Annotated in this window: 11 protein-coding genes and 3 tRNA genes; 7 read left to right on the top strand and 7 right to left on the bottom strand. The window is 45.7% G+C overall.

The window, feature by feature from the left end; all coding sequences use genetic code 11:
• Both ABD744_RS12725 and ABD744_RS12720 read right to left on the bottom strand, forming a co-directional pair.
• On the bottom strand, positions 1-3,141 hold the full coding sequence (locus tag ABD744_RS12725) for an outer membrane lipoprotein-sorting protein (RefSeq protein ID WP_344798881.1): 3,141 nt from the start codon (positions 3,139-3,141) through the stop codon (positions 1-3).
• A 153-nt stretch (positions 3,142-3,294) separates the two neighbouring features.
• The gene (locus ABD744_RS12720) at positions 3,295-3,705 is read right to left on the bottom strand and encodes a MarR family winged helix-turn-helix transcriptional regulator (RefSeq protein ID WP_344798880.1); all 411 of its coding nucleotides are present in this window, start codon (positions 3,703-3,705) and stop codon (positions 3,295-3,297) included.
• A gap of 293 nt (positions 3,706-3,998) precedes the next feature.
• Here ABD744_RS12720 and ABD744_RS12715 point away from each other — a divergent pair, with 293 nt between their 5' ends.
• Both ABD744_RS12715 and ABD744_RS12710 read left to right on the top strand, forming a co-directional pair.
• Positions 3,999-5,816: a long-chain-acyl-CoA synthetase gene (locus ABD744_RS12715; protein ID WP_344798879.1), complete on the top strand. Its 1,818-nt coding sequence runs from the start codon at positions 3,999-4,001 to the stop codon at positions 5,814-5,816.
• Positions 5,817-6,107, top strand: a complete 291-nt coding sequence (locus tag ABD744_RS12710) for a hypothetical protein (RefSeq protein ID WP_344798878.1) — start codon at positions 5,817-5,819, stop codon at positions 6,105-6,107.
• Between the two features lie 64 nt (positions 6,108-6,171).
• Here the strand turns inward: ABD744_RS12710 and ABD744_RS12705 are convergent, their stop codons facing one another.
• The gene (locus ABD744_RS12705) at positions 6,172-6,873 is read right to left on the bottom strand and encodes a cyclic di-GMP-binding domain-containing protein, MshE-related (protein WP_344798877.1); all 702 of its coding nucleotides are present in this window, start codon (positions 6,871-6,873) and stop codon (positions 6,172-6,174) included.
• A gap of 171 nt (positions 6,874-7,044) precedes the next feature.
• Positions 7,045-7,869 (bottom strand): hypothetical protein, encoded by an 825-nt coding sequence (locus tag ABD744_RS12700; RefSeq protein WP_344798876.1) that lies wholly within the window; start codon positions 7,867-7,869, stop codon positions 7,045-7,047.
• 312 nt (positions 7,870-8,181) lie between these two features.
• Between ABD744_RS12700 and ABD744_RS12695 the strand changes: the two genes are divergently transcribed.
• Positions 8,182-8,257: transfer RNA gene (locus tag ABD744_RS12695), tRNA-Thr, on the top strand.
• A gap of 71 nt (positions 8,258-8,328) precedes the next feature.
• On the opposite strand, the gene ABD744_RS12690 is transcribed toward ABD744_RS12695, so the two are convergent.
• Complete coding sequence (locus ABD744_RS12690; protein WP_344798875.1) at positions 8,329-9,186, bottom strand: M23 family metallopeptidase; 858 nt, start codon at positions 9,184-9,186, stop codon at positions 8,329-8,331.
• A 138-nt stretch (positions 9,187-9,324) separates the two neighbouring features.
• On the opposite strand from ABD744_RS12690, the gene ABD744_RS12685 reads away from it, so the two are divergent.
• Positions 9,325-9,409 (top strand) — tRNA-Leu (locus tag ABD744_RS12685).
• 4 nt (positions 9,410-9,413) lie between these two features.
• Positions 9,414-9,488 (top strand) — tRNA-Gln (locus ABD744_RS12680).
• Positions 9,489-9,653: 165 nt separating this feature from the next.
• Here the strand turns inward: ABD744_RS12680 and ABD744_RS12675 are convergent.
• Positions 9,654-10,820: a hypothetical protein gene (locus tag ABD744_RS12675; protein WP_344798874.1), complete on the bottom strand. Its 1,167-nt coding sequence runs from the start codon at positions 10,818-10,820 to the stop codon at positions 9,654-9,656.
• Between the two features lie 340 nt (positions 10,821-11,160).
• Here ABD744_RS12675 and ABD744_RS12670 point away from each other — a divergent pair, with 340 nt between their 5' ends.
• Positions 11,161-12,009, top strand: a complete 849-nt coding sequence (locus tag ABD744_RS12670) for a hypothetical protein (protein ID WP_344798873.1) — start codon at positions 11,161-11,163, stop codon at positions 12,007-12,009.
• A gap of 127 nt (positions 12,010-12,136) precedes the next feature.
• Entirely contained in the window at positions 12,137-12,688 is a 552-nt protein-coding gene (locus ABD744_RS12665) for an acyl-CoA-binding protein (protein ID WP_344798872.1), read from the top strand.
• Positions 12,689-12,733: 45 nt separating this feature from the next.
• Here ABD744_RS12665 and ABD744_RS12660 read toward each other — a convergent pair whose 3' ends face one another.
• Positions 12,734-14,275: a WS/DGAT/MGAT family O-acyltransferase gene (locus ABD744_RS12660; protein ID WP_344798871.1), complete on the bottom strand. Its 1,542-nt coding sequence runs from the start codon at positions 14,273-14,275 to the stop codon at positions 12,734-12,736.
• Positions 14,276-14,361 lie beyond the last annotated feature (86 nt).

The following is a 14,361-nucleotide window of genomic DNA, read 5'->3' as shown; positions in this document are numbered from 1 at the left end:
TTATTTACCTCGCTTCATCGCACGCTGACTGAACAAGCCATCTTTCACCCGCTTTTTATAATCAACATCACTGAACGTAAATTCGGTTCTATGGCCAGTTTTATGGTTATCTATTGCCAGCTTATGGCGAGTAAGAATGCCATCAACTTTGCGAATATCTTCGGCGACTAAGGTCTTCAGTAAGCGCCCTTTGGTATCCCAATAAATGGCTTTAATGATGATCCATTGTTCTGCATCCACCCAGAATTCCGTTTTGCTGTAGCCCAGTTCTTTGGCGATATTTTTGTTCTTCGCCACGCCTTCCATGCGATAACTTGGAATACCGTTTACCGTCTCCTCACCCAGGTAGCGATAGTCATAGTCGGCTTTTTCCAGCTTCCCATCCTGTTTGATGTCCTCATAAGTAAAGTCCGTTCCCAAGAAGTAATCACCACGATCCGCCGCCGAAATACGGCGTACTTTTCGAAGCGCTGGCAAATACAACCACTGATCATCATCCACCTCAGAGTCGGGGTAATCGAAGGTCATAAAGGCGGTGCCTTTGACGTTCGTTGGGCTGCGATAAAACAGAATGGTACGCTTCTCGTTGCCATAATATTTCCGGAAGGAATCCGTATACCGCTCACGAACTTTGCCCTTACGGTCCATCAGTTTCATATGCAGCTTACGGGCGACATGCTCGCCCTCATCAACACCGTTAACCCGGTCAACAATCGTCTCTGCATTCAGGATTGAGGCAGAAACCGTTGTTTGTTCACTGGCTTCCACCGGATTCCACAACACAGCACAGGTTAAACCACTGGCCACCGTCATCATTGTAATCATACGAGTGACACCCACCCTGGCGGTCGATTCTCGCGCAGAGGTTTTGCCGGTAATGAACGACGGTCGAATGACTTTAATCAGTGCAGGAAGCAAGGTAACGCTGGCAATAAAGCTTGTGGTAACCGCGATCACTACAATGCTGCCGAAATTATTCAGCGGCACCACTTTACTGGAGATCAACACACCAAACCCACAGGCAATCGCCAGGAAATTAAAGAATAAAGCCCGGCCTGTGGACGGATACAAGGCCACTAACGCATCGTCCAGATTCTGGTTATGAGCTTGGTATAACGTTCTTAAACGATCCAAGGTATGGATCGCAAAATCGACCCCCAGGCCAATGGCCACCGACGCAAACATTGAAGTACCAACCCCCAGGCTTATGTCCCAAGCCACCATAGTGCTGTACACCAGTAAGATGGCACCGCCAACAGGTATCAGCGTATAAACACCGGCAGTGGCCGAGCGAAATAGTGCCGAAGACACCAACCAAACCAACAACAAAGAGATCCCAAGGCCGGCAAAATGCGACTCACCTAAATCCCGAATCCAATAATAATTAACTGTGACCCGCCCGCTTAAGGTGGCTTTTAACTCGTCGCTTGAGAGATGCTGATCGATGTACCATTGCAAACGCTCGACCACACCTTCGGTATCTTTAAAAGCGCCTTTATTTAAAGTTAAACGGACATTGGCGACGCGATAATCGTAATCGACCTCTTCTTCAAAATCGGTGGGCTCAGAGGACGCCGAATACAACAGAAAATACTGAGCGGCAAGTTCCCGGGTTTCCGGTAAGCGATACTCGCTGGCCCGGCCCTCATTCAAAGACCGGTTCATCTGCTTCAGATAATCAACAATAGACACAGCGCCCTGCACGTTTGGCAACGTAAGCGCGAATTCCTGAAAAGACTCAATGGCTTTTAAACTCTCTGGTTTGAATAATCCCTCCACTTCCTTCGCTTCGATCACCACATCGATATTATTGGTGCCATCAAAGAATTGATTGATTGCCTGATCCGCCTGATAAATGGGTTCGCTCGGATCAAAAGTTTTAATACGATCTTCATTCACCTTCAATTGTGTAGTCGCAATCAAGCCGCTGAATATGATCACCACGCCTATCGCCACAGTTATCGCAGGACGGGCAAGACTGATGCGACCGATCAGCACCATGGCCCGGGCAAATACATCTTTTTTTCCTGCGTTATGAAGTCGTACAAAATGGTGACTGGCCGCCGGCTTTACCCAGGCAATAGCCGCAGGCAAAAACACCAACGAATACAGCCATGCAATTCCGACACCCACCGCAGTAAACAGGCCGAAATACTTAAACGGCGGCATATAGGCCGCAAAATACAACCCCAGGAAGCCCGCCATTGTGGTTAAAGACGTTAACGTAATCGGACGCCAAATCTCCAACATGGTATCCACCACCAGCAATCGGCGATCCTCCTCAGGCCGCTTCACCTGCAATTCAAAATAATGGCTGTAAATGTGGATCGCATCGGCAACCGATATTCCGATTAAAATCACCGGTAACGCATTGGTAATCACAAAGAACGCAACGGAGTTAAAAGCCATCGCAGATAAGGTCATCAATACCGAAGCAGCAACAATCACATTACCAAACAAAGGTGGACTGAAGCGCCTGAACGCCAGCCAAATCATGATGGTAATCACCAACCCTGCCATTGGGTTTAACCGGCTGGCATCCGCATCAATGTATGCCCCCAGAAAACCGGCAATCGCGCCTTCACCAGCGACGTGGATGACTTCGCCATTTGAGGTGTTCGCTGCGTTTACTATTGCTACGATGTTTTGATAGGTTTCCTCCACCAAATGTTCATCCAGCACCTCTGCAACGACTAAAGTCGCCTTGCCGTTTTCAGCAACCAAACTGCCTTGATACAAGGGGAATTCATTGATCGCTGCCCGCATTCGATCCGCGACTTCCTGACTGTCCGGGTAGTCATCAAAAAACGGCTCAACCGCCATGCCTTCCTCTGTGCCTGTGATGTTATTCTCTGTGGAAAGGCTCATCACCCGATCTGCATCAATATTAGGCAGCGCACTGATCCCATCCGTCAGCGACTCCACCAAGGCCAAGGTTTGAGGGTTAAACACACCGTGTTTTTGAGTATTAATCACAGCCACAACAATCGGGTCGGCCAGACCAAATTGCTCTTTCACCTTATTTCGATACACGAGCGCAGGATTGTCTTCTGCCAAAAATGCATCGGATCGGGTGTCCTTATATAAAGCAGGTAACTGAGTTAATGACAGCCCCAAAGCAGCCAGGCTCAATAAAACCATTAACTTTGGATACCTAGTGATTACTTCAAAAAAGTACCGCACTCTTGAATCGTTCAGTGTATGTTTCATATCAACACCAATGTATATACATGTTTTAATTTTATAAAGATGCATATACATGCATCTTACCCAAAGAAAGCCTGAGTGTTCAGGCTATTTAATATCAATAATGTGGTTGGTGAGATCAACCATCTGACCGACCATTTTCTCACCTAATATTTCTTTGACCCGTGTTTGCGCCTGTTTCCAATGTGGCAAGGCCTCCTGATATAAGGCTTCCCCTTCTTTGGACAACGACAGAATTTTTACCCGTTTATCGTCGCCAGATCCGACCGTAATCAAGCCATCTCTGATGATGGGTTTTAAGTTTCGCGTTAATGTCGTTTGATCCAGCACCAACACATCCTGCAACGCCCTGTTGGTCGTGGGTTGGGTGTAATGCACGGCCCTCAGGATTGAAAACTGACCACACTTTAAACCAACAACCGAGAGGTAATCGTCATACACCTGACTCATAACCCGATTAGCTTTACGTAACGCCAGGTTCAAGCACAACTCAACCATCACCCACTCCTTATAAATCAAGTTCAATCATTAAACATGCATATACATTATTATGTCAAGAGGTTTCGCCGTACCCACGTTTGAATCAAATGCCCTAACTATGCACAATGAAAATTAAGTGCCGGAAAAACCCAGTTAACGCCGACTTCAATATCTTTACACCATAAAGATAGAGCGTTATTGTTGTCCTGGATAAACAGCTCTTTTTCGGGATCTTATGCTAGGATTCTTAGTCATCAAGATCAATCAAACAGAGATAATAAAAACAATAAGTTAATCAACGGAACACAGCTATGACGGACGTTCAGAACAACACCATTCAGTTTAAACACATTGCGCCTAAAATACCCTCACTGGTCACCAACCTCCATAATGTCATCAAAGGTCTGGTTTTAGCGAACCAGACCAATCCAGATAAAAACCATGGACTGGCCTGGTGTATCGAGCGTGCAGTTAAGCGCAACCCGGACGGAATTGCGATAAAAAGTGATCAGGGAGCAATGACTTATCGGGAATTCAATCAGCAGGCAAATCAGGTAGCACACTTTCTTTTGAGTCAAGGTTACCAAATTGGTGATACGGCTGCGGTTATGATTGACAACCGCGCGGAGCTATTAATTTGTGTTGCCGCCCTGGCCAAAATCGGGGTTGCTGCGGCCATGGTCAATACGGCACAAACTCAAAAAGTCCTGGCACACAGCATCAACATAGTGAAACCCAAAGGCGTGATCGTAGGCTCAGAGCTTCATCAGTCGATTGATGACATTCGAGATCAGATTAACATAGAACAAGACCACTTCTTTGTTGTACCAGAAGGAGACATCCCAAGCGTTGAGGGCTACCGAAACCTGCTGGCCGAGGCCAGCAACAGCCCTAGACACAACCCGGATGAGTCTAAAAAAGTCCGCCGTGACGACCCGCTGTTCTATATCTACACATCGGGAACAACCGGTTTACCCAAGGCCGCCATCTTCAAAAACGGCCGCTGGATGAAAGCATTTGGCACCTTTGGTTTCATTGTCGCCCGACTGGGTAAGCAAGATACCCTTTATTCCACTTTACCCCTCTATCATGCAACGGGCTTAGTCGTACTTTGGGGCTCTGCGCTCGCCGGAAGTTCAGCCTTTGCCATTCGCAGAAAGTTCAGTGCCAGCCAGTTTTGGGACGACTGCCGAAAATATGATGCCACCTGCATTGGCTATGTGGGCGAGCTATGCCGTTATTTAATCAATTTGCCTGAGTCTCCCCAAGACAAACAACACAATGTCACTAAAATGATCGGGAATGGTCTCCGTCCTGGCATCTGGAAGGGGTTCAAGCAACGTTATGGCATCACAGGAGTCCACGAGCTTTATGCCTCCAGTGAAGGTAACGTCGGATTTTCCAACATATTCAATTTTGATTGCACCGTCGGCTTTTCCCCAATGCCTTACGCCATTGTGAAATATGATAAGGAAGCCGATCAGCCCATTCGTGATGAGCAAGGGTATTTACAAGCCGTGAACAAAGGTGAAATTGGCCTTCTCATCGGAGAAATCTGCCCTAAAGCCCCATTCGATGGCTATAACGACCCAGAAAAAAGCAAAGCCTGCATCATTGAAAATGCGTTTAAAAAAGGAGATCGCTACTTTAATACCGGCGACCTGATGAGAAACATGGGTTTCCGCCATGCCCAGTTTGTTGACCGGGTTGGCGACACCTTCCGCTGGAAAGGTGAAAATGTCTCGACCACCGAAGTAGAGCACATCGTCAGTGAACATGGCGATGTGGCAGAAAGTGTCTGTTATGGCGTTGAAATTCAAGACACCAACGGCCGGGCAGGCATGGTCGCCATTACACCGAAGGCGTCCGTTAATTTCGATCCAAACAAAATTCTCAGTCACCTCCAGAGTGAATTACCCAGTTACGCGATTCCCGTGTTTGTGCGCGAACAGCAGCAACTGCAAACCACTGGCACCTTCAAGTATCAAAAACACACCCTGAAAGACGAAGCATTTAACCCAGAGAAAGTCACCGATAAGTTATGGGCTTTGCTGCCAGGCGAAAAAGCCTATACTCAGATTAACAATAATTTGTATCAAAAAATTCAATCCGGAGATTATAGATTCTAAATGTCTATAAAAAAGTTTACGTTCCTCAGAGAGTCGATCGACCGCTATCAGAATCACAGCAACCGGTTGCTTAAGCGCCTGGAACTTCAGTTGCCTCATCACATAGACTCGATTGCGTGTGCGATGGAAAACTCTTCCATCGCATTCTTTCGCAACAAAGGCAGTCAGACACGTTGTTTGGCGGAAACGTCCGCCGACGTGGCTGAAGCCATACTACTATCGAACGACTACGCCTGTGACTTGGTGCTCGAAGCCATCGCAAAGGTCGAACAAAAGACTTTCCCTTCGTAAACAAAAAAGGCAACCCATGATTGGTTGCCTTTTTCTTTACAGTCTTTGTTTGCTTGAAGTCTTATTAGGTTTTAGGCCTGATCACTAATCGAGACCCTGAAAAATCAATGTTTTTCAACGTCAGGTCACCAAAACTCTGGGACTTTGGCGCTCCTGCTACCCTCAGGTTTTCGTAGCGAATTTCACCGATGGAGGTCGGAATAGCCAACTCAATCGAGCCATCAGCATTGATGGTTGCCTGAGGCTCATTCGCGTATTCAACGCCTTCCACATAAGTATCAGCTTCCATTAGCGCAAACACCGGCAAGGCTATTTTGGCAACGGTTTCCATCGTTTCAACACCGTCGGCGTCTTCCGGGTTAGCAATCAGCCCCAGAAGATCTTCTCTCAAGCCCTGAGCCGTCACGCTATCCATTTCTATTTCATCAAGCGGTTGCATGCCGCCCACACCCAACTTGCTTTGCAATTCTTCTGCCGGAGGTTGGTCATTTTCAATACGGGAAGCATCCGCCTTGACCACCTGAAAAGGCATCATCATTGCGGTTACCATGGTCGCAGCAAAACGAATGCTGGTCTGACGTCTTAATGATTTATTTATTTGGCGCTCAGTCAAAAAGCCTAAATGAACTAACGCCTCACCCAAACGCAGCCCAGAACTTCTCTGATGACTGATCGCCTGAGTTAATTGGTCTTCGTTAATTAAACCTTTTGATACAAGTAAGCTACCCAGACGGGATTTAAACTGGGCTTGAGCGATACGACTCATGATATTATCTCCGAACTGACGTTCTTTTATAGTTATCTGAAACATCTTTTAATTAAAGATAGCCATCTTTACGAAAGATGTGTGCCTGAAAGAGCCAATGACTCAAACTAAAACAGGCTAACAACCCAAGGTGTTTCTTTATTATTGGTATTACTTACGAAATTATTAGCATTAAAACGTGGCCCAGATGTCTGAAGAAGCAACATCCACACGCTCGCCCTGCTCTCCCCCTTCCGCTGGCGATATAAACATGCGCTTAACGGAACCGGTTAATAACCCGGTTTTATCCATAGAGTAAGCCAGGTCCTCTCCTGAGCAACGAACTAACACACGATCGCCATTCAAAACGGTTCGGGTCATCGGAATCAAAACAGATTCAGGCAACCCCACTAAGGAAATTCCGGGAATATACACTGCAGGAGAAAGTACGGCCTCGGTGTGACGGTTACGTAATATGGTACGAAAAGCGACTGGTGCAATGAGTTCTACGCCCAACTGCAATCCCTCGGGAGAAGGTCTGGACCAACGAATCACACACAATTTCCAGTTGGTTCTTGAATGTTCTCTGACCCCAATCACATCCCCAAGTTTGGGGTAGCCTGAACTGCCAGGATCAATTTCCAAGCAAAAGCCACCGGCACTCATGTCCAGAACTTCCACAGAGGCAACTTCTGTCGAGTCTGTTTCTACATCCGCCATCACTTCTTCGTAGGTAGAAAAGCGTAAAAAGCCAGCGCCGTGATTCTCCTGTTTAGCGGAATCAGTATCTGCTGCCGATGATTCTTCGTCAGACTCACACCACCCATCTTCCATCGTGGGTAAACAAGAAAAAAGTGCATCGAAGCCAAGGCAAATCTGGTATTCGGCTCGCATTCTCAAACGCGGAAAGACACGCTCAGTAAGCTGTGCAACGTTTGAATCCGTCGAACCAGGCGTTTTGAAGCAAGTATCTGATGTACTTGAAACCCCTATTTCTTTAGTGCCAGGCTGGTTCATAACCATCCTCCGACAGGCTTTAGCCTGTTCCAATTTTTGTTTTTATAATTATTACGTTTGGGACTATAGCAACTACCATACTTTTTTTCTAAGAACTGAATGTAACTAAATGTTTAATTTGTGAGCCAGTTCATTAATAAATGTGTACTTTTGCTCACACAACAAATTGATCGTTTTTCAATCTAAAATATAGCCTTGAAGACTCAGGTCGCAGAATATTGATCAAAAGATCACCCATCTCAAAAAAAAATAACTTTTTGGGAAATTAACTGTTGACGCTTCAAAAAACCATCGCTATTATCTCGCCCCGTTGCCGACATAGCTCAGCTGGTAGAGCAACTGACTTGTAATCAGTAGGTCCCGAGTTCGACTCTTGGTGTCGGCACCAAGAATTCAAAAAGCCCAATCATTGATTGGGCTTTTTTTATGCCTGTGAATAAAACAGCTGACGTGAAACAGTTACTTTTTAGGGGGCACTGATTCTTTCATCAGCAGCCTAGGATCAATTCTCTGATCAAACCAATTCATTCTCCAATCCAAATGCGCACCTGTCGCACGCCCTGTAGAGCCTACCTCACCAATAAGGGTACCTGATTCAACCCGATCCCCCACAGACACCAGTACTTTTGACATATGTAAAAAACTGGAAGATACACCATCGCCATGATCAACAATCACAGTTCCCCCTGAATAAAATAAATCCGGCTCCGCCAATACAACAACTCCGCCATTTGGTGCCGTTACCGGCGAACCTTCAGGAGCCGCAATGTCCAACCCATAATGAGGTCGTCCTGGTTTTCCGTTATAAAAACGCTGACTGCCATAAACACCGCTGATCAACCCTTTAGCCGGCCAACTGAAGTCATTCAGATAATGCGTCTCGTTGGTGGTATTACTTCTGGATTTTTTCACCAATGCGGCTTCTTTTTGAATTCGCTTTATATGTTCCGGGTCTGGCGTCACTGTTCGTTTAGGCACCCCTTCCACTTTCTGAATGTTATAGTCCCGTTTTTTGATCGGGTAGGTTTTTACAACCGTTGACTCATCCAGTAAAACAAAGGTCACGCTCAAAGTTTCAGGAAAGTCCCGGCCTAAACCAATGGCAAATTTTCCAGAAGGCGTAACCTCCAGCGTTCGCTTGACAGCTTTTACCTCTTTAATCCGGTCATTCACCAAAGTACCGATCACCAAACCGCCCTGACTGAACATTCCCTGCCAGGAAACCAAAGAATCACTGTTTTGAGCCGTACTCGCCTGAGATACAGCCGACAGGCATAACCCATTTAAAACCAACAGAATCAAACTTCTAACCAACATATAAAGTGTCTCAACGTGTGTTATTTAGACAATACTATAATTATTTTAATTTTTTTTATCCAAGGGGTTTACAACGTTTTTTTAATTCGTATAATGGGCGCCACTTGCTTAAGACAACAAGTCAACAGCAAGCTAGATGCGGAAGTGGTGAAATTGGTAGACACGCTGGATTTAGGTTCCAGTGCTTCACGGCGTGAGAGTTCGAGTCTCTCCTTCCGCACCATTACAGGGGTATCGCCAAGCGGTAAGGCAACGGGTTTTGATCTCGTCATGCGTTGGTTCGAATCCAGCTACCCCTGCCATCTCTTTTCTAGTTTCTCTCCCTCGTATTTACATCGAACAAACAATCCAAGTTATTATTTTCTAAAAATACAGCACATCTTCAAGCACCTGATGATCATCATCGCCAGATTATTTCTTCATATTTCATTGAAATTAATAACAGACAAACCTGATCAGGGACTCAATCAAGCCCCCATTACCTGTTTCTTACGATAATCGACTAAGTCTGCAAGATACGCTTGTTCTTTTCCGGTGAGCTGGCCACTGCCCATCAACTCTGAATACAACGATTTAATAGAATATTTATTGAGTGACCCGATATCCTGCGCATCCAGTGTATTTAGCAAGCGGTCTTTCCCCAAATAAAATGCCATGGCAACAATGAAACGACGCTTTGAGCTTTTTCGAACACCGCCAAATTCATTTAACAGCCATAAATAGTAACGCACCCCGATGCTCATATTATCTCTGGGGTCCAATAAATAGGAAAATACATTGTCTTCCAGCAACAGTTCAGGCTGAACCGCCATGACGCTGTCCAATGACAACCCCAACAAGCCAAACCGCTCGCCATCCGCCGACGCCATATTGTTTCTGGTAGACGCGTAAGAAATGGCCTGCATTACCTGCTGATCGCCCTTGCTGGACAAACCACTGGCCTTAAATTCCTTAATCAGCCAACTGGGCAGCCCGCGAAACTTTCTGGGCAACGGAATAATAAAGTCAGTGGATAATGTACCGAGGTTTACCGAAGGTACTGAAGAAGCAACGGTCGGATACTGAACATACGCTTTTGATAATAAACTCGACTTAACCCGTTCAATCATGCGATCTGAAGGCTTCACCGAGTCAAACAAAGCCCCCATCAGCAAAGCCTCTCCGGACGCATCCGAACCTATAAGTTCTGCCAATGCCGGGTCCTGAGCAAACGCTTCGACCACGGTCATTCGTAAAATTTGATCCAGCTGTTTTTCTGCGTGAGCACGCAACGCGGTGTGCATCCCCAAACCTTCAACATCCAGGTCATCCAATTTGGCATGCTGTATTGATAATTCAATTTTGGACTTTTTGTAATCCACTTGCCTGCGAATCAGCCAGTCTTCAGAATAACTCACCCAACGAGTGCTGCTCGACGTTAATATTTTCGGCCACACATTGGCAATACGAGACCGATACAGTTTTTGCGCTAAATTAAACTTGGTTTTAACATCCAACTTCTGTTCTTTAAGCTGCTCAATCGAGACATTCACAGCCCCGGACTTGGCTTTACCACGAGTAGACACCACCTGCTCTTGAGATAATACAACCATAGAAAACAGCAAAGTAAATACAGAAATCAGGAGTTTTTTCATTCGCATAAGTCTTAAATTGAGGTGCAAAACCTTCCCTTCCAAGAGCATCCTTTTGCTTAGTATAAACCCTATCACTTTTAGACGCAGAACAAACCGACCAACGCTTACCAAATAATGACAGCCTGTTAACAATAATTTTTCAAACAACAAAATCCCATCCTCAAATCCCTCAACCCAAGTCAAGAATACGTACGAAACACCCAGAAAATTACATTTCTTAACAGGAAAAGCCGACAGACGAACGAGAAAAGATTTGAAAAGGATCAATCCAGAACTAGATTGAGATAATCGCCCAATCACTATTCTTATATATCTTACTTTAACCACCAAGCGCTGACTTATGAAACTTATTACTTATATCAACGATCACTATTCCATTAAAAAAACACTCGAACACCTGCTTGATATGTTTCAACAACACAAATCAGCACTGCAAAACCACCTGGAGAATAATCAACGATTGCACTTACGCATTGGGGAAATCGAAGCCAACGGTCAGTTTCTAGAACTAAAATGCCCTAAGAGCTTTAAAAGCAAATACCCAAGGGGCAAACAATTAACGTCGGAATTGCTGTTTTTTGAAGTCATCAGCCAACATCAGGAGTTTTTCAATCTGATGTCAGAACTGATTGAAGCGATTACCGAATACAACCGGAGGCATAAACCACTTTGGGGCGACAAGTCCTCATTCTTCGGAATCAACATTGCCATCCCGCTAGCCACTAAAAATCAGCACTTCATTCCGGCCTTGATTCATTTTTTATCGAGCACAGACCTTCACAAAGAAAAAACGCTATCCAGCGATTTAGACCGCATTTTTACTCAGGACCAATGGACGCCGGAAGTCATGGATTTACTGGCAGCCCGGGCCACCATATTAAAGGGCCGGTTTGGTCACGTTCATATCAGTAACTTACTGACCCGAACTTCACTGCAAGCGCACCTCGCTGAAGATCAGAATCAGAATAGCCTTTTGGAAAAAATCACCATTTATGCCTTATTAAATTACACCGAATTAAGCGGTAAAAAATGCCCTCGGCTCACCATTGAAAACGCAGTACAACCCTTCCTGCCGATTTCAGAAACCATGGAAATGAAGTGCAAATTCATTATCCAAAGCTTTGTGGATAACTTTCCTAATTACCTACCCACTGCGAAGCACACCATCAACCACTCTGGTTTCAGATAACAGCTTTTAGATAACCGGTTTTAGGTAGCTATTTCTAATTTTCTTTTGCACTCTTGGGAAATCTGATCATTTCTGACTGCGCCTTGAAGTGATAACCTTAAGCGTAAAACTAATCGAGAGTGAAACCATGAAACTGTTCGAGTTAATGCCTGAAAAAATTACCGATTTTCTTCCGCCTTTACTCAATAAAGATGTACCGCCACCGATTGATCAAATTGCCTTACAAGTAACGGAAATGAGCAAACTTGCCGGTTACGCCGGAATCGGGCTTGCGGTTAAGACCCGAAATTACGCACTGACCACATTTAACGACCTCGTTGCCGCTGGCGAACAGGCTCTTGGTAAAGAAACCGCCACTCCAGAAGCAACTGCGCCTGAAACAATAGAAACACCGGTTGAGGAAGCCAAGCCTGTTGGCCCAACTCAAAAAGAACTGTTTGAACAAGCCTCCGTGGACATCAAGTCGCTGTCTAAAAAGCCAGACAATTCAACACTCGGTGAATTATACGCACTGTACAAGCAGGCAACCGAAGGCGACGCTTCAGGCAAACGCCCAGGCATCACTAAAGTGGCAGAACGTTTCAAGTTCGATGCTTGGAGTCGCAAAAAAGGGTTAAGTGAATCAGACGCCGAACGGGCCTACATAGACAAAGTTCAATCGCTCTTAGCGGCACATTAAATCAAACCTCTGAACTTAGCCGGATAGCAAAACACTGAATGACTCTCAAGAGTCATTCAGACCAACAACACCTTTGGCTTTTTCCAGCACTTCATCCCAGATGCTTTTCGTCAGCACCATAGGCAGCTCGCTGTTCTTCATAGGAAGGTCCGACTCAATCGAGCAGACACCAGAACGCTCCACTGCCACCTCTAAATCATTCAAAGCTATACCAATGGCATCCGTCATGACTTGCATGTCCGGCATCACTTCTGGCGTGGAAGTCACCGCAATATCCACCACGCCGTTGTAACTCAATGCCACCATGACCAACCCCAACCCATCAAACAGAGGGGCGGAATTGCTTTGCGCTTCCAGCCTCGCCGAAGACAAATACAGAGTTCGCTGAGGCCCAGGCACATTGGTAATCGATAAGTTATAAATGGGCGAATGACGATCTGCCAAATGCAAACCCGAATACAATCGAGCGGCCAATGCCAAGGTGGTGGTCGGGATGATTTCGGTCAGGCTGTCTGCACTGATCGCGTGATTATAAACTTTCGAGCTGGTCACGCTCTTATGAATCGACAGTAACCTCTCGACCGGGTCTTCAATGTCCGTTCCCAATCGCACCAATGTCGCCGACATCTGATTACCGAACGAAGAGTGGACGGATCTGGATCGCACCGACAGCGGAGAAAAAGCAATCAACGACTTACGAGGCAAGTTACGCTTAAAATTCAGGTAATGACGCATGGCACCGGCGCAAATAGTTAAAATAACATCATTCACCGTTGCGCCCTGGACTTGATCTCTGACGGCCTTAATTCTGGCCATATCCAACGCTTTATGGCCAAACACACGGCGACAGGAAATTGAGCCATTAAATGAAGTATGAGGCGCACTGAAAAAGCCAGACCGGTCGCCGCTGGAAGAAGATTCAATCAGACGCCGCTTCAACATACTGTTGGTCAGATTTGATAATAACTCTCGGGCAATTTGACCCAACTGAATGACTTGATTTGTTTTCTTCTTATAAGCCTTTAATAATAAATCCGCTTCCGAAGGCAACTCCTCCGGTTTCCATTCTCTGGCTATTTCAGAACGGGACTTATTAGGTTCTACATCCAGTAAAGCGCTGATCATCTCTTCGCCGGAAATACTGTCTATCGCGCAATGGTGCAGCTTAAAAATCACGGCAAAGCGATGTTCGCCGAATTCGTGCTCATCCAGACCGTCAACAAATAAGGCCTCCCAAAGCGGTTTATCCCGTTCCAACGGCTTAGCAAATTCAGCTGCTGCCATGTTGAGCAGTTTTTTGCGATTCGACGGCTTCCCTAAAGGCACATGCAGTAAGTGGTTATCTACGTGAAAGTCCGGATCATCCACCCAATATGGGTTGTCCAGCTTTAACGGAACCTCAATGATTCGTTGACGAAAGAAGCGGGCTATGTGAAGCCGGGACAGAATATGGCTCCGAAACTGAGCAAATGTAAAATCCTCGTCAAACTGACTGTTGTCGAAGAGATACAAACCACCTACGTGCATAGGTGTATGCTCGGTTTCCAAAAAATAAAAAGAAGCGTCTAACGATGAAAGCTGCTGCATAGATACCGTCCATGAATAATAAAACAGCAATAATGTGCATTAATACTAACAAACCAATGGCAAATTAACGCCAGGGAACATCAACT

This window comes from Litoribacillus peritrichatus (genome assembly GCF_039537985.1).
GTDB lineage: Bacteria > Pseudomonadota > Gammaproteobacteria > Pseudomonadales > Litoribrevibacteraceae > Litoribacillus > Litoribacillus peritrichatus.
Note: the sequence above shows the minus strand (reverse complement) of the source record. Positions and strands in the feature narration are given on the sequence as shown.